The organism is Crenobacter oryzisoli (assembly GCF_030385785.1).
GTDB classification, from domain to species: Bacteria; Pseudomonadota; Gammaproteobacteria; order Burkholderiales; family Chromobacteriaceae; genus Crenobacter_A; species Crenobacter_A oryzisoli.
The window spans coordinates 1-16591 of the sequence record NZ_JAUEDK010000036.1 but is presented as its reverse complement, the minus strand read 5'-3'; the positions used below and the strand labels follow the sequence as shown (position 1 = coordinate 16591).

Below are 16591 nucleotides of genomic sequence, written 5' to 3'. Positions count from 1 at the left end.
GCGGGTGGCGTATCGACGTCACGCCCTTCCGGTCAAGACAATCACGCCCTTACCGAGGTTTTTGCGTAAGGCGCTTCTGAAAATATATCAATTTCAATTATCACAACGCTTCCGCTAAAAAGTCAAAAAAGGCCCTGATTTATGGTTTTTCGTAAAACCCTAAACCGCGAGCTCACGATGACCGCCATCGGCGTGTTCGTCGTCTTGCTGGCGATTTTGGTGACCACGCAGGCTATCAACCTGCTCGGCCGCGCCGCTCAGGGCAGCGTGGCCATTGAAGCGGTGGCCGCGCTGATCGGCTTCTGGTCGCTTGGGCTGTTTCCGCTGCTACTGATTCTGACCGTTTTCATCAGCGTATTGACCGTGTTGACGCGTTACTGGCGCGAACACGAAATGTCAGTGTGGCTCTCGTCTGGCGTGGCGCTCAGCGACTGGGTCAGGCCAGTGCTGCGATTCACCATTCCATTCGCCATCCTGATAGGCATCCTGTCGAGTCAGGTCGGCCCTTGGGCCACCCAGCGCAGCAAAGAATATGCAGAGACTCTAAAACAACGTGAAGAGTTGTCAGCCATTGCCCCTGGGGTCTTCAAAGAGTCAGCGGCAGCCAACCGGGTATATTTCGTCGAAAGTTTCTCGGGCACCAGCGGCGCGGCCACCAATATCTTTGTGCAGGACACTTCCGAAGGCAAAGTGGCCACGGTGTTCGCCAAACACGGCCACCTAACCACCAACGAGCGCGGCGAAAGGCTGCTGATATTGGAAAATGGCCGTCGCTACGCTGGCGAACCGGGCCAGCCCAATTTCGAAGTGGCCAACTTCGAGCGCGTCACCGTGATCGTCGGCACTGCCCCGAAGTTGATCGCACCGGTAACCGACTCGCAAACCCGTTCAATGTCCCAGCTCTTCCACAGCAACGATCCGCAGGACAAGGCCGAGCTGATGTGGCGGATTTCGATGCCGATCAGCGCACTGATCCTCGCACTGCTAGCCATCCCATTGTCCTACTTCAACCCGCGCAGCGGCCACACCTACAACCTGATGTTTGCGCTGGCCGGCTACCTGATCTACCAGAATGGATTGACCCTCAGCCGCAACTGGATCGAGGACGGCAAGCTGGGAGCCTGGGGTCTGTTGCCGATGCACGTCATCATGCTGATCATCTCACTGCTTCTGCTGCGCTATCGCAACCTGCCTGCCGGACCGTTCTGGCACACCCTCACCTCAGCCCTGAAAAGGACTGAACGCCCATGAAACTGATTCGTCGTTACCTGATCGCTCAGCTCTCCTCGGCAACGCTGTTTGCACTGATCGCCCTACTGGGCCTCTATGCCTTCTTTGATGTCGTCAAGGAAATCGGCTCGCTCGGCAAGGGCAACTACGGCTTCGGCTCGATGCTCAGTTATGTCAGCCTGCTGATGCCAGGCCACGCTTATGAGCTGATGCCTCTGGCGGTGCTGATCGGTGGCATGGTCGCCATGACCCAGCTCGCCACCCATAGCGAATACACCATCATCCGCACTAGTGGTGTCTCGCTCGCCCAGATTGCCGGTACGCTGGTGATGTTCGGTGTGATCTTTGCGGTACTGACCATCGTGATGGGCGAATTCATTTCGCCGCTCGCCGAACAGAAGGCAGAGCGGATGCGGCTACAGGCGACCCGCTCCATGGTTGCGCAGGACTTCCGCTCCGGTATTTGGGTGAAGGACAACAATCACCTGATCAACGTCGGCGAGATGTTGCCCGACAACACGCTGCTGTCGGTGCGCATCTATCAGTATGATGACAACTACCATTTAGTGAAGAGCCAACAGGCGGAGCGCGGTCACTACAATGGCAAGGGGCACTGGACGCTGACCAACCTGCGCGAGACCACCATCGAGCCCGACCGCACCATAGCCAAGGTCTACCCGACCTACGATTGGAACTCGGTGATCCAGCCGGACATCCTCAACGTGCTGCTGGTGGTTCCGGAACAGATGTCGGCACTCAACCTGATGACCTACATCCACCACCTGGAAATGAACAAGCAGAAGACCCAACGCTACGACATCGCGTTGTGGAGCAAACTGTTCTACCCACTGGCCTGCCTGTCGATGGCGCTGATCGCGCTGGCCTTCACGCCACAACAGCGCCGCCACGGCCAGCTAGGCGTGCGACTGTTCCTCGGCATCTGCCTCGGGATTGGTTTTCACTTCACCAACCGGCTGTTCGGCTTCCTGGGCCTCCTGTATGACTGGAACCCGATCATGTCCGCCACCCTGCCGACACTGACCTTCCTATTGGCCGGCGTCGCATTGATCGCCAAACAGGAGCGCCGCTAAATGAACCAAGCCGCCCCGTTCGACCTGACCCGCCAATGGCGCAACCAGCTGGCCGAACGGCGCGCGGCACTGTTCACCAGCTACGCCAAGGAACGCGACGCCCATGCGCTGTTGCGCCAGCACTGCCAGCTGGTCGACCAGACACTCCGTTCAGTCTGGCAGAGCCTGCCGCTAGGCCAGCAGGCCGCGCTGATCGCCGTCGGTGGCTACGGCCGCGGCGAACTGTTTCCGCATTCCGACATCGACCTTTTGATCCTGCTGCCCGAGCCGGTGCCAACTGGACTCAACCCGACCATCGAACAGTTCATCAGCCTGCTCTGGGACATCGGTCTCGAAGTCGGTCACAGCGTGCGCTCTTTGACCGAATGCATCAGCGAAGCCGAGGCCGACGTCACCGTCGAGACCACGCTGCTTGAAAACCGCCTGCTCGCCGGCAACATCCCGCTCTACGACGAGCTTAACCGCACCCTGCTGCTGCACCGCGATGCCTTCACCTTCCTGGAGGCTAAGCAACTGGAACAGCAACAGCGGCACAACCGTTACTTCGGTGTCGCCAACAACCTGGAGCCGAACGTCAAGGAAAGCCCGGGCGGTCTGCGCGACCTGCACACCATCCTATGGATCAGCAAGGCGATCGGCCTAGGCGACAACTGGGATGCGCTGGTGCGGCGAGGCATCCTCACCGCCGCCGAGAGCCGCCTGTTGCAGCACAGCGTGCGCCAGCTCGAGCGACTGCGCATCGACCTGCACCTGGCCGCTCACCGCCGCGAGGACCGGCTGATCTTCGACTTGCAACAGAGCGTCGCCCGCGCCTGGGGTCTGATCGACGAGCCCGGCAAGCGCGCCAGCGAACAGCTGATGCAGCTCTATTTCCGTGCCGCCCGCACGGTAATCCAGCTCAATGGCATTCTACTGCCCAATCTGCGCGGCCGACTCTACTCGCCGGTGCCGCGCATCACGCAGACGCTGAACGAGCGTTTCTACAGCGTCAACGACATGCTGGCGATCAGCAAGCCGGACACCTTCGAGCGCGAACCCTCGGCGATCTTTGAAGCTTTCCTGCTACTGCAGCGCCACCCGGAGTTGACCGGCATCGCACCGCGCGCGCTGCGTGCGCTGTGGCATGCGCGCAGCCGCATCAACGAGCGCTTCCGCCGTAACCCGAAGAACCACGCGCTGTTCTTGCAACTGTTCCGCGAGCCGGGCCTGACACGCAGTCTGCGACGAATGAATCTGTACGGCGTGCTCGGCAAGTACCTGCCGGCCTTCGGGCGCATCGTCGGCCAGATGCAGCACGACCTATTCCACGTCTACACCGTGGACGAACATATTCTGATGGTGGTGCGCAATCTGCGCCGTTTCGCGGTGCCGGCGTTCAACCACGAGTACCCGTTCCTGTCGCGGCTGATCAACGACTTCGACAAGCCCGAACTGCTTTACTTCGCAGGCCTGTTCCACGACATCGCCAAAGGACGCGGCGGCAACCATTCCGAGCTCGGCATGAGCGATGCCCGCCAGTTCTGCGAGAGCCACGGCCTATCGGCCGAGGACGCCGACCTCGTCGAGTGGCTGGTCGGCGAACACCTGACCATGTCCAGCATTGCCCAGAAGGAAGACATCTACGACCCCGAGGTAGTGCAGCGCTTCGCCGACATCGTCAAGACGCCGCGCCGCCTAACTGCGCTGTATCTCCTGACTGTGGCCGACATCCGTGGCACCAGCCCAAAAGTGTGGAACGCCTGGAAAGGCAAGCTGCTGGAAGACCTGTACCATGCCACCTTGCGGGTGCTGAGGCGTGGCGGCATCGACGTCGAATCGGAACTGGAGGAACGCAAGGCCCAAGCGCGCACCATCCTGCGCCTATTCGCCGTGCCCGAGGGTGCCGAGGAAAAGCTCTGGAAAGAGTTGGACACCGTCTATTTCCTGCGCCACGAGGCCAAGGAGATCGCCTGGCATGCCCGGCTGCTCAACCGCTTCGTCCACGTCGACGAGCCGATGGTTCGCGCCAGGTTGGCCGAAGGCCATGAAGGCATCCAAGTGCTGGTCTACGCACACGACCGTCCTGAGCTGTTCGCCCGGATCTGCGCCTTCTTCGGTCGTACCCGTTACAGCATCGTCGATGCCAAGGTCTACACCAGCCGCCACGACTATGCGCTCGATACCTTCCACGTGTTCATCCCGGAACACCACGACGGCGACTACCGCGACCTGATCAACTTCATCGAGTTCGAACTGGCCGCAGCAATACAAGACACCGGCCCGATCGCGTTGCCGCCCGAGGGGCGCATCAGCCGTCACCTGAAGCATTTCCCGATCCAGCCGCAGGTGCAGATCCGCCCCGACGACCGTGATGACTACTTTGTGTTGTCCATCGTCGCCGGCGACCGACCGGGCCTGCTGGCCCAGCTCACCAAGCTCCTGTCCGACTACCGCATCGACGTGCATTCGGCCAAGATCATGACGCTCGGCGGCCGAATTGAAGACTCATTCCTCTTGTCCGGGACCGGTCTGAAGGATGCCAAGACGCTGCTGAACCTGGAGTCCGACCTGCTGCAAGTGTTGTCGGTCTAGCGCCGCTTACCTCCCCACAGGAGAACCCAAGAGCACTTGTACTTCGCCGATCTCGATCTCCAGACCCACAACCGTACAGCCTAAAATCAACAAAAAGCCCCGCTCTAGCGGGGCTGTGTTTTGCTAGTCGGTGGACTGTTTACTGGTCGAACAGACCGACTATGGCGTCGATCCTGGCAACCAGTGCAGCACCGCCCGCCAGTTGCTGAGCATCGCTACGCAGAGCTGCGAGCTGTTCCTTGGCCACAGTGACCCGCTCGATCAGTTCGGTCAGGTCAGTAGTGTGCTTGAGGTTGAAGGTGTCGGCGAGCGACAAATTGTCTGACATGGTGATTCCTCCCTAAGAGTGACAGCTTGGTTGGATCGGGAGCCCGTCCTGCTCATAGACCCCTCTTCAGGAGGCTCTGCTAAGGCGCCCGACAATGTCTTGGCACGAAGATATGATAAAGCTGCCGCGTTGCGAAGCCCATATCGTGCGAATGACACAATTTTCTTGGCATTAAGCGATCTCGACAACGCAAAAACCACACCTTCTGCCTCCGGCAGACTGACTCCCGCCGCGTACCCATGAAAAAAACCGGCCAGCGGCCGGTTTTGACAGTTATTCGAAACGTTCAACGCGTCAGACCGCGCCGTTCATAGACAGCCTGTGCCAGCGTACCGAGGTCAACATATTCCAGCTCGCCTCCCACAGGGAGGCCGCGTGCGATCCGAGTCAGTTTGACCCCCTTGTCCTTCAGCAACTCACCTATCACGTGAGCTGTCGCCTCACCCTCGGCGGTAAAATTGGTCGCGACGATCACCTCCTCCACCGTTCCGTCGAGTGCACGGGCCATCAGCTTGGCCAGCGCGATGTCGTTGGTACCGATGCCCTCCATCGGCGAGACCCGTCCCATCAGCACGAAATACAGGCCGTCGTAGCACTGCGACTGCTCGATATTGGCAAGGTCCGCCGGCATCTCCACTACCATCAGCGTGTCCTGGCGGCGCTTGTCGTCGGCGCAGACATTGCATAAGGTAGTCTCGCTGAAGGTGTTGCAGCGCTCGCAATGGGTCAGCTGAGTCAGTGCCCGGTCGAGTGCGCGCGCCAGCTTCTCGGCCCCGGCCTTATCGCGCTGTAGCAGATGGTAGGCCATGCGCTGGGCGGACTTGGGGCCGACCCCCGGCAGCACCTTGAGGGCGGAGATCAGTTGGTCGAGTGAGGGCGGGTTCTTCATCGGGGCACGGGGAATACGGAAAAATGCCGGCGCAGCCGGGCATGGCGCCAGCGGAACACCGCCAGCAGAATGAGACGATACAGGCCGAGCAGGCTGGGGAGACGCGGCACGAAACCGATGCGGTCGATCACTTCGGTGCCGCCATCCAGCGCGCGTAAGCGACGCCGGTGCAGCCAATGGCGCTGGGTCAGCATCTGCGAGCACTCGTCGAAACCAAACGGCGCGAGGCGCACCAGGAACAGTCGGTCATAGTCGATCGGCAACATGCCAAACAGGCGCAGCCAACAGCGCCCTAGCGCCAGATCGCGAATCTCACCGGCAGGCAAGGCTTCGGCCGGCAACGACATGCTGAACCAAGGGGACAGTTCATCGTTGATGCCGGCCGAAGTGGTCACCCGCGCCCACACCGCCTCGGGCGGTGCGGGCAGCCACTGTCTCAGGGTGAAGTGGCCATAGTGGGGCATGGGCTCAGAACGGCAGCTTCATGCCCGGCGGCAGGTTCAGGCCATTGGTAAAGCCGGCCATCTTTTCCTGGGTGGTGGTTTCCACCTTGCGCACCGCGTCGTTCAGCGCGGCGGCGATCAGGTCTTCCAACATTTCCTTGTCTTCACTGGCATCAGCGAGCAGGCTGTCGTCGATGCTGACGCGTTTCACCGCGTGCTGGCAGTTCATCACCACCTTGACCATGCCGGCGCCAGCTTGGCCCTCGACTTCGATCTGACCCAGTTCTTCCTGCGCCTTCTTCATGTTTTCTTGCATTTGCTGGGCCTGCTTCATCAGGCCGGCGATGCCATTTTTGCCGAACATCGGTGTTACTCCTGGATAGGTTGAATAGTGTCGGTCAGCAGCGTCGCGCCAAATTCGCGCTCCATTGCCTTGACCACGGGGTCTTGACGCAAAGAGGCCTCGGCGGCCACCAGCTGTTCTTCTTTATAACGTGCACGCTGCATTGCCGGCGTGTCACCTGCGTCATCCTGCGCCACGAGCTCGACCTGAATCGCCTCGCCCAGATGCTCGGACAACACGCTGCGCAGTTTCTCTACCCGGTCGCGGTTGGTGGCCGGGGTATTGGCAAAGCTCTTCGACACCGCGAAGGTCCAGTGTATACCCTCGCGCTTCAGCAATACCGCATTAAGCGCCAGCATCTGTGCAGCACCCAGTTGCGGCGCCAGCTCCAGCGCCAACGCACCCCAATCGTCGAAGCCTGCATCGGACGGCGGACGGCGACGTGGCGGCTCGACAGCCGTCACCGGCTCGGGCTTGGCCGTCACGGCCGACTCGGCACGGCGCAGTTCTTCGTGTTGAGCCGGAGCCGAAACCGGCTCGCCCCACTCCTCTGGAGGCGGTGGTGGTGGCGGCGGCTCACTGTCCGCTACCCACGGCAGATCGACAGGTTCTTCCAGCGGCTCAGGCTGCCGCACCGGCTGCGCGGTTACTGCAGGCTTCTCCGCTGTGAGCGATCTCGCGGGCTCGGGTTCCGGATCGCGAGGCTCGGAAGGTCGCGCGACTCGCTGACTGTCGTCGCGACCACCTGCTCTGGCCAGCGCCGCGCGAGCCGCTGCAGCGCCCTGCCCACCGCCGTGGGCAGCCGACGCTCCAAGCGTAGGACTGACCGGAATCGGACGGGTGGCGACGGGCGCCGCTGGCGCTTCACTCGCCACCACGTCGAGCGACAGCGGACGAAACGCCAGCATACGCAACAGCGTCATCGAGAAACCGGCGTGCTCGTCCGGTGCCAGCGGCAGGTCTTTGCGACCATGCAGTGCGATCTGATAGTAGAGCTGCACATCTTCCGGGCTGAGCGCCGAGGCCAGCGCGACAATGGCGTCGCGCTCTGGCTCGTCGTCCGGCAGTGCGGCCGGCACGGTCTGGTAGAGCGCAATCTGCTGCAGCAACGCGGCGATCTCGGCCAGCGCGCTGTCGAAGCCGATACCGCGTTCGGCCAATGCTTCGGACTCGGCGATCAGTCGGGGCCCCTCGCCTGCCGCCAGCGCGTCGAGCAGGGTGAACAGGTAACGACGGTCAACCGCGCCGAGCATGGCGCGCACGCCGCTTTCCTCGACACGGCCGACACCGTAGGCGATCGCTTGGTCGAGCAGACTCAGCGCGTCGCGCATCGAACCAGCGGCAGCGCGGCCGAGCAGCGCCAACGCCGGCACTTCGTAGGGCACCGCTTCGATGTCGAGCACGTGAGCCAAGTGCGCAGCGACTTGCTGCGGCGTCATATTGCGCAGCGAAAACTGCAGACAGCGGCTCAATACAGTGACCGGCACCTTCTGCGGGTCGGTGGTGGCGAGGATGAACTTGACGTGGGACGGCGGTTCTTCCAGCGTCTTCAGCATTGCGTTGAAGGCACTTTTCGACAGCATGTGCACTTCGTCGATGATGTAGACCTTGAAGCGCCCGGCGCTCGGCGCGTACTGGGCGTTTTCCAATACCTCGCGAATGTTGTCGATGCCAGTATTGGATGCCGCGTCGATCTCCAACAGGTCCACGAAGCGGCCGGCGTCGATCTGCGTGCAGGCACTGCAGACTCCGCATGGCTCGGCTGTGACGCCAGTCTCGCAGTTCAGGCTCTTGGCCAGAATACGTGCAATAGTGGTCTTACCCACGCCGCGGGTACCGGTAAGCAGGTAGGCGTGGTGCAAGCGGTTGTCGGCCAGCGCATTGGACAATGCACGTACCACGTGCTCCTGGCCGACCAGATCGGCAAAGCGCTTGGGACGCCACTTGCGGGCAAGGACTTGGTAACTCATGGCGGCGGATTCTACCTTATTGCGCTTGGCGCGGGGCGAACTGTTCGGCGTAATAGCGCTCGCGAATCGCCTCGGCCAACTCCTCAGCCGCCTTGGCGTATAGGGTGCTCTTGTTGTAGCGGGTAATCACGAAGAAATTGTTGAGCCCTAACCAGTACTCGGTGATGCCGGGCGCAGTCTCCAGCGGCACCAGCACCGCCTTCACATCGTCGCGCAACGGTGCCTGCGGGACGACGCCCATCTGCCTGAGCTCGCCCACCGTGTAGTGCAGGTTGAATTTGTCGGCCACCAGCTTATCGATCTGCGGACCCGGGGTCACCTGCGCCGGCACGATGATGTCGTCGCCGCCGATCCAGCCGAAATTGGCAAAGTAGTGCGCAATGCTGCCGATCGCGTCGCTGCGGTTGTTCCAGATGTCGCGGTGGCCGCTGCCATCGAAGTCAACCGCCCATTTGCGGTAGCTGGATGGCATGAACTGCGGCATACCCATCGCGCCAGCGTAGCTTCCTTTGAAATTGAGCGGGTTGGCGCGCTCTTCTTTCGCCAGCAGCAGGAACTGGGTCAGCTCGCCGCGGAAGTATTCAGCCCGGCGGGGGTAGTCGAAGCCGATGGTCGACAGCACGTCGACGACGCGGAAGCTGCCCATATTGCCGCCGTAGTTGGTTTCGATACCGAGGATGGCCGCAACCATCTGCGGCGGCACTTTATAGACCTGCTGCGCTCTCTCCAGCGCGGACTGATTGTCGCGCCAAAACTTCACGCCGCCGGCGATCAGCCGCTCGTTCACGTGATTGGGGCGGAACTGGTACCACGGCCGCGAAGTGGACGGCTTATCGAGAATCTTCAGGATGTTCGGCTTGAGTTCCACGTTGGCGAACACGGCCTCCAGCTCCGGCCGGTTGAACTGACCGCTTGCCACCTGCTCGTCGATATAGCGCTGCACGTCCGGCCGCGCGAGAAACGCCGCGTCGGCCAGCGCATGGCCGGCGAAAATCAGGCCGGCAGCGGCCAGCAGGGTCTTGCTTCGGATCATGGAAAACTCCAGTGCTGGCGCGGGTTGGCCGAACGCTCCCGCGCCGGGTTCATTCGTGATGCGACAGCGCGCTGGATACCAGCCGCGCAGTAATGTCCACGATAGGGATGATTTTTTCGTAGGCCATGCGAGTCGGGCCGACCACGCCGAGCGTGCCGACCACCAGTCCGTCGATTAGATAAGGCGCGGTGACCACCGAGCATTCGCCCAGCGTCGTCACTCCGGACTCCTCGCCGATAAAGATGCGTACGCCCTGCCCGCTGCGGCTCTGGTTCAGGAGCCGCAAGAGTTCGGTCTTGTGCTCGAAGGTCGCGAACAATTCACGCAACCGGGTCAGGTCGTCGGACAGGTCGGTGATCTGCAACAGCTTCGCCTCACCGCTGATCACCACCGATTCGGCTGGATCCAATTGCGAGCGCCGGCCCAGCTCGATCGCCGCGGCCATCAGCGAGGAGATGTCGCTATGCAGCTGGGCGAGTTCCGCCGTCATCCGTTCGGCGACAGTGGCGAGGCCCAGCCCGGCGTAATGGGTATTGAGGAAGTTGGCCGCGCGGGTCAACTCGGTGCTGCTGTAGTCGCGTTCGGGGGTCAGCAAATGGTTTTGCACGTCGCCGTCGAGCGTCACCAGGATAAGCAGGATTCGCTTCTCTGAAAGGCGCAGGAATTCGATCTGGCGGAACGCCGCGTCTGGCCGCTGCGGCGTTAGCACCACGCCGGCGAAATGGGTCAGTTCGGAGAGTAAGGACGAGGCGGCCTGCACCATGCGCTGCGGGCTGTCCGGGCGCAGACCGGTCTCCAGCTGACTCACCAGCGAGTCCTGCAGCGGGCTGATCGTCAACAGATTGTCGACGAACATGCGGTAACCGCGCGCGGTCGGCACCCGGCCGGCCGAGGTGTGGGGGCTGATGATCAGCCCCATCTCCTCCAGTTCGGCCATCACATGGCGAATCGACGCCGACGAGAGTTCCAGCCCGGACAACATCGACAGCGTGCGCGAACCGACCGGCTGACCGTCGGCGATATAGCGTTCGATCAGCGTCTTGAGCAAGCGTTGGGCGCGGTCATTCAACATGCCATTCATTTTGGCACAGCCCTCCTTAGTTGCAAAAGTGGACGCAGTGACGCGATTTCTCAAGCAGCGCGCCGTTCGCTCCGCCACAAAAATGCGCTGCGCCGATTTGTGCGATAATTCCCGCCAGTTTTCCGTAAGCGCTGCAGCCGAATACCGGCCGAATCCAGGCGCAGCAAGGCTGTCGCCCGACAGCGCCTGCCGCCGGATACCGAGGCTGCGGCCACAACTCAAGACCCCGTTTGGAGAAAGCATGGCGGACGATAAAAGCAAAGCGCTGAGCGCGGCCCTGGCCCAGATCGAAAAGCAGTTCGGCAAGGGCTCGATCATGCGCATGAGCGACAACCAGATCACCGAAAACCTGCAAGTGATCTCCACCGGCTCGCTCGGCCTCGACCTGGCGCTGGGCGTGGGCGGCCTGCCGCGCGGTCGCGTCATCGAAATCTACGGCCCGGAATCGTCGGGTAAGACCACGTTGTGCCTGCAGGTGGTTGCTGAAGCGCAGAAACTGGGTGGCACCTGCGCCTACATCGACGCCGAGAACGCACTGGACCCGATCTACGCCCAGAAGCTTGGCGTGAAAGTTGACGAGATGCTGATCTCGCAACCGGACACTGGCGAACAGGCGCTGGAAATCGCCGACATGCTGGTGCGTTCGGGCGGCGTGGACGTGATCGTGGTCGACTCGGTGGCGGCCTTGGTGCCGAAGGCCGAGATTGAGGGTGAGATGGGCGACAGCCACGTTGGCCTGCAGGCCCGCCTGATGAGCCAAGCGCTGCGCAAGCTGACCGGCAACATCAAACGCACCAACACCCTGGTGATCTTCATCAACCAGATCCGTATGAAGATCGGTGTGATGTTCGGCAACCCGGAAACCACCACTGGCGGTAATGCGCTGAAGTTCTACGCTTCGGTCCGTCTCGACATCCGTCGCATCGGCGGCATCAAGAAGGGCGAGGAAGTAGTCGGCAACGAAACCCGTGTGAAAGTGGTGAAGAACAAGGTGTCCCCGCCGTTCCGCCAGGCCGGCTTCGACATCCTGTACGGCGAAGGCATCTCGCGCGAAGGCGAAATCATCGAGATGGGCGTCGAGAACGGCTTCATCGACAAATCGGGAGCCTGGTACGCCTACAATGGCCAGAAGATCGGCCAAGGCAAGGACAATACCCGCCAGTGGCTGAAGGACAATCCGGCCATCGCCCGCGAGATCGAAGCGAAGATCCGCGAGAAGGTCGGCGTCAACATCGCCATCACCGAAGGCAAGCAGGACGAAACCGACGGCGAACTGGCCGACGATCTGCTGGTATGACCGGAAAGAGTCTGAGGGCGCGAGCCCTCGACTTGCTGTCGCGGCGCGAGTACTCGCGGGTGGAACTGGCCCGCAAGCTCGCGCCGCATGCCGATTCGACTGAGGAGCTCGATGCGCTGCTGGCCGAGTTGGCCGAACGCGGCTGGCAGTCCGACAGCCGCTTCGCCGAGCAGTTCGCCCATGTGCGCAGCCAGAAGTATGGCGCGCGCCGGGTCGCCCAGGAACTGCGGATGAAGGGCGTCGACGATGCCACCATCCACGAACTGGCCGGCAGTGGCGAGGACGAGTTCACCATCGCCCGCGCCCAGTGGCAGAAGAAGTTCGGCCAGAAGGCGGACAGCCCGCAGGAAAAGGCCAAGCAGATGCGTTTTCTCGCTGCGCGCGGCTTCTCCGGCGGCGTGATCCGCCGGGTGCTCGAAGCGGCTGGCGACGACGATGACGGCGTGCTCGACGGCTTCGATGTCTGACCGGGTTTTCTGCCAAGCAGGCCCTCTTCCCGCGCCGCGGCCGGGCCAGGTTGGCCGAAAGCCTTGCCAGTCGTGGCCCCGCTTGCCACAATCGCTCCATTACGGACTTGAATCTCCAGTCCCGACGCCCCCGCGTCGGGCTTTTGCATTGCGACACTATCGACATGAAAACCGCTGAAATTCGCCAGAAGTTTCTGCAGTACTTCGAAAGCAAGGGTCACCAGATCGTGGCCTCGAGCAGCCTGGTGCCGGGCAACGACCCGACGCTGCTGTTCACCAACGCCGGCATGAACCAGTTCAAGGACGTGTTCCTCGGCTTCGACAAGCGCCCGTACACCCGTGCTACCACCTCGCAGAAGTGCGTACGTGCCGGCGGCAAGCACAACGACCTGGAAAACGTCGGTTACACCGCCCGCCACCACACCTTCTTCGAGATGCTAGGCAACTTCTCGTTCGGCGACTATTTCAAGCGCGACGCCATCGTGTACGCCTGGGAATTCCTGACCTCGTCGCAATGGCTGGGCCTGCCCAAGGAAAAACTGATGGTCACCGTGTACGCCACCGACGACGAGGCGTACGACATCTGGAACAAGGAAGTGGGCGTTCCGGCCGAGAAGATCGTCCGCATCGGCGACAACAAGGGCGCGCCGTACGCTTCGGACAACTTCTGGCAGATGGGCGACACTGGTCCGTGCGGCCCGTGTACCGAGATCTTCTACGATCACGGCGACCATATCTGGGGTGGCCCTCCGGGCAGTCCGGAAGAAGACGGCGACCGCTTTATCGAGATCTGGAACAACGTGTTCATGCAGTTCAACCGCGACGAGACCGGCACGATGCACCCGCTGCCGAAGCCGTCGGTGGACACCGGCATGGGCCTCGAGCGTATCTCGGCCGTGCTGCAGCATGTGCACGCCAACTACGAAATCGATCTATTCCAGAGTCTGCTGAAGGCCGCCGCCCGCGAAGTGGGCGTGCCGTTCAGCATGGATGTGCCGTCGCTGAAGGTGATCGCCGATCACATCCGCGCCTGCTCCTTCCTGATCGCCGACGGCGTGCTGCCGTCCAATGACGGCCGCGGCTACGTGCTGCGTCGCATCATCCGCCGCGCGATCCGCCACGGCTACAAGCTGGGTCAGAAGGGCTTGTTCTTCCACAAGCTGGTGGCCGATCTCGTCACCGAAATGGGCGATGCCTATCCGGAACTGCGCGAGCGCCAAGCCGTGATCGAGGACGCCCTGAAGCAGGAAGAGATCAAGTTCGCCGAGACCCTGGACAAGGGCATGACGCTCTTGGAAGCCGCGCTGGCCAAGGGCGAGAAAGTACTCGACGGCAAGACCGCCTTCCAACTCTATGACACCTACGGATTCCCGCTCGACCTGACAGCTGACATCTGCCGCGAACGCAACCTGACCATCGATCAGGCTGGCTTCGACGCCGCAATGGAAGCACAGCGCGCCCAAAGCCGCGCCGCTTCTACCTTCAAAATGACCGGCAACGTTGACTATCAGGGTGACGACACCTGCTTCCACGGTTACGACAACGTCAGCATCGATGCCCGCATCATTGCCCTGTACAAGGGCAATGAGCCGGTAAACAGCCTGTCCGAAGGCGACGAAGGTATCGTGGTGCTCGACAACACCGCCTTCTACGCTGAAGGCGGCGGTCAGGTCGGCGACACCGGCGAGATCTCGGTGGCCGGCGGCGTGAGCGGGCTGTTCGACGTGGCCGATACCCAGAAGATCAAGGCCGCCGTGTTCGGTCACACCGGTCGTGTGGCACGCGGCAAGCTGTCGGTCGGCGACAGCGTGCAAGCCACCATCGACCTGCACAAGCGCCAGGCCACCGCGCGCAATCACTCGGCCACCCACCTGCTGCACGCGGCACTGCGCCACGTGCTGGGCGAGCATGTTGCGCAGAAGGGCTCGCTGGTCAACCACGAGCGTACCCGCTTCGACTTCGCCCATACCGGCCCGGTAACCGCTGCCGAGATCGCCGAGATCGAACGCGTGGTCAACCATGTGGTCGCCGCCAACTACGAGGTGACCGCCCGCCTGATGGCTTACGACGACGCGATCCGCGCCGGCGCCATGGCCCTGTTCGGCGAGAAGTACGGTGACGAGGTACGCGTGCTGAAGATGGGCGACTTCTCCACCGAACTGTGCGGCGGCACCCACGTGAAACGCACTGGTGACATCGGCTTCTTCAAGATCGTGGCCGAAGGCGGTGTGGCCGCTGGCGTACGTCGTATCGAGGCAGTGACCGGCGCGGGCGCACTGGCATGGGTACAAGGCCAGGAGAGTGAACTGCGCGAAGCTGGTGCACTGATCCAGGCCCAGCCGGGCGAACTGGTCGCCAAGCTGACCCGCCAGCAGGAACAACTGAAGGCGCTGGAGAAGGAAGTCGCCGCACTGAAGAGCCAGATGGCGTTCAGCCAGCTCGACGAGCTGGTGGCCAAGTCGGTGGTCGACAAGGGCGACTACAAGCTGCTGGTCGCCCAGCTTGACGGCGTCGACGCCGCCACGCTGCGCACCCTGTCGGACAAGCTGCGCGACCGCCTGGGCAGCGCGGTCGCCCTGCTCGCTTCGGTGATCGACGGCAAGGTGGCCTTGCTCGCCTCGGTGAGCAAGGACATGACCTCCCGCTTCAAGGCCGGCGAGCTGGTCAACCATGTTGCCCAGCAGGTCGGCGGCAAGGGTGGCGGCCGTCCGGACATGGCTCAGGCCGGCGGCACCCAGCCGGAAAACCTGCACGCCGCGCTGCAAAGCGTCGAAGCCTGGATCGCCGCCAAGTAAGCCGCGACGCTTAATCCGCATACCGCGCTCCCGCTTCGGCGGCAGCGCGGTTTTTATTGGCTATGTCACCGTTAGGTGTGGAAACTTGCCAAGAGCACCATCCAGGAGGGCTGCCGGCGTGCTGATACGGTGGGCGTCAAGGTGTCGGCGCCAGCCCAAGTAGTTGGGTAAGTACTTAGTCGCCACGCCGTGGAAGCGGTTGAGCCACGCGCGTAGGCGACTGTGGTAGGCATTGACGTTCTGAACGTGGTAAGCCCCCCGAACACGGCGACCTGCCTTGAGATTGACCGCCTCATGCGAGATGTTAGCCTCGCGGGCGAAGTACCGGTAGGTGGCATTCCCATCGCTCACCAACAGCACGTCTTTGTCGAGAACAGCCGGCAAGACCGCTTTGAGTTGTGCCTTGGTCACTTGCCCTTTCCCCGTCACAAAGTCGAGGGTTTGCCCACTGCGGTCGCGGGCGACCAGCACACAGACTTGCTGTTTGGACAAGCCACGCAAACTCGCGACGCCCCCGCGCCGACGCGAGGAGCGCTGCAGGTGGTGGGCGCCTTTTTCCGATTCGAGCAGATAGGTTTCGTCGGCCTCGGTAATGCCGAACAGGCGGGCCGGACGGTCGTCTTTCAGCCAGGCCAGGAAACGGTGACGCCAGCGAAATGTCGTGTTCCGATGCAGGCCCAGCATCCCGGCTGAGCGGCGCACCGTCAGCGAATCCAGCATCGCCTGGCTGTAGCCGAGCCACTTCTCCCTCCGGCGGAGCCGGGCTAGTGGGGTGTTCGTCAGCGCGTTGAAAGTTCTCTGGCAGCGCCGGCAGCGATACCGCTGCAAACCATGAGCCGTTCCATGCCGGTAGGCCGCGGTGGTCCCGCAATGTGGGCAAGCCTTATCGGCTAGCCGTGACTCAATGAGGGCTCTGCAGCGTTCGGTGTCATCGTGTTCCCGCAATGCATCAGCAAGCCGCTCTCGCTGACGCCTCGTCAGACGGGACACATGGCTCAGCCACCGTTCAAACTCAGTCGCTTTCATCATCTCCCCCGTCGTGATGACCATCAA

At 62.2% G+C, this 16591-nt stretch carries 14 protein-coding genes; 6 read left to right on the top strand and 8 right to left on the bottom strand.

Translation table 11 applies throughout. The annotated features are described in order from the left end of the window. The first annotated feature begins 141 nt into the window (after positions 1 to 141). The 3 genes from lptF to QU481_RS16950 are packed head-to-tail and all read left to right on the top strand — an operon-like array spanning position 142 to position 4892. Positions 142 to 1251 (top strand): LPS export ABC transporter permease LptF, encoded by a 1110-nt coding sequence (gene lptF / locus QU481_RS16960; protein ID WP_289831213.1) that lies wholly within the window; start codon positions 142 to 144, stop codon positions 1249 to 1251. Beyond that, the gene (gene lptG / locus QU481_RS16955) at positions 1248 to 2321 is read left to right on the top strand and encodes an LPS export ABC transporter permease LptG (RefSeq protein ID WP_289831212.1); all 1074 of its coding nucleotides are present in this window, start codon (positions 1248 to 1250) and stop codon (positions 2319 to 2321) included. Before lptF ends, lptG begins: the two co-directional genes overlap by 4 nt. Continuing rightward, positions 2322 to 4892, top strand: a complete 2571-nt coding sequence (locus QU481_RS16950) for a [protein-PII] uridylyltransferase (RefSeq protein ID WP_289831211.1) — start codon at positions 2322 to 2324, stop codon at positions 4890 to 4892. 139 nt (positions 4893 to 5031) lie between these two features. On the opposite strand, the gene QU481_RS16945 is transcribed toward QU481_RS16950, so the two are convergent. The 7 genes from QU481_RS16945 to hrcA all read right to left on the bottom strand — a co-directional run bounded on the left by QU481_RS16945 (position 5032) and on the right by hrcA (position 10979). Next, positions 5032 to 5220 (bottom strand): hypothetical protein, encoded by a 189-nt coding sequence (locus QU481_RS16945; RefSeq protein WP_289831210.1) that lies wholly within the window; start codon positions 5218 to 5220, stop codon positions 5032 to 5034. Positions 5221 to 5506: 286 nt separating this feature from the next. Continuing rightward, positions 5507 to 6109 (bottom strand): recombination mediator RecR, encoded by a 603-nt coding sequence (recR, locus tag QU481_RS16940; protein ID WP_289831209.1) that lies wholly within the window; start codon positions 6107 to 6109, stop codon positions 5507 to 5509. After that, positions 6106 to 6573, bottom strand: a complete 468-nt coding sequence (locus QU481_RS16935; RefSeq protein WP_289831208.1) for an Rv1443c family protein — start codon at positions 6571 to 6573, stop codon at positions 6106 to 6108. The genes recR and QU481_RS16935 overlap by 4 nt, the downstream gene beginning before the upstream one ends. A gap of 4 nt (positions 6574 to 6577) precedes the next feature. Further along, positions 6578 to 6916, bottom strand: a complete 339-nt coding sequence (locus tag QU481_RS16930; protein WP_289831207.1) for a YbaB/EbfC family nucleoid-associated protein — start codon at positions 6914 to 6916, stop codon at positions 6578 to 6580. Positions 6917 to 6921: 5 nt separating this feature from the next. After that, complete coding sequence (gene dnaX, locus QU481_RS16925; protein ID WP_289831206.1) at positions 6922 to 8865, bottom strand: DNA polymerase III subunit gamma/tau; 1944 nt, start codon at positions 8863 to 8865, stop codon at positions 6922 to 6924. A gap of 16 nt (positions 8866 to 8881) precedes the next feature. Then, on the bottom strand, positions 8882 to 9898 hold the full coding sequence (mltB, locus tag QU481_RS16920) for a lytic murein transglycosylase B (protein WP_289831205.1): 1017 nt from the start codon (positions 9896 to 9898) through the stop codon (positions 8882 to 8884). A 49-nt stretch (positions 9899 to 9947) separates the two neighbouring features. Further along, positions 9948 to 10979, bottom strand: coding sequence for a heat-inducible transcriptional repressor HrcA (gene hrcA / locus QU481_RS16915; protein ID WP_346432451.1), 1032 nt, complete (start codon positions 10977 to 10979; stop codon positions 9948 to 9950). Between the two features lie 241 nt (positions 10980 to 11220). Here hrcA and recA point away from each other — a divergent pair, with 241 nt between their 5' ends. The 3 genes from recA to alaS all read left to right on the top strand — a co-directional run bounded on the left by recA (position 11221) and on the right by alaS (position 15538). After that, on the top strand, positions 11221 to 12276 hold the full coding sequence (gene recA, locus QU481_RS16910; RefSeq protein WP_289831204.1) for a recombinase RecA: 1056 nt from the start codon (positions 11221 to 11223) through the stop codon (positions 12274 to 12276). Continuing rightward, positions 12273 to 12743, top strand: coding sequence for a recombination regulator RecX (recX, locus tag QU481_RS16905; protein ID WP_289831203.1), 471 nt, complete (start codon positions 12273 to 12275; stop codon positions 12741 to 12743). The genes recA and recX overlap by 4 nt, the downstream gene beginning before the upstream one ends. A 164-nt stretch (positions 12744 to 12907) precedes the next feature. Continuing rightward, positions 12908 to 15538 carry an alanine--tRNA ligase gene (alaS, locus tag QU481_RS16900; RefSeq protein ID WP_289831202.1) on the top strand — a complete coding sequence of 877 codons (2631 nt, stop codon included), beginning with the start codon at positions 12908 to 12910 and terminating at the stop codon, positions 15536 to 15538. 60 nt (positions 15539 to 15598) lie between these two features. Here alaS and QU481_RS16895 read toward each other — a convergent pair whose 3' ends face one another. Next, complete coding sequence (locus tag QU481_RS16895) at positions 15599 to 16564, bottom strand: IS1595 family transposase (RefSeq protein ID WP_289830262.1); 966 nt, start codon at positions 16562 to 16564, stop codon at positions 15599 to 15601. Positions 16565 to 16591: the final 27 nt, after the last annotated feature.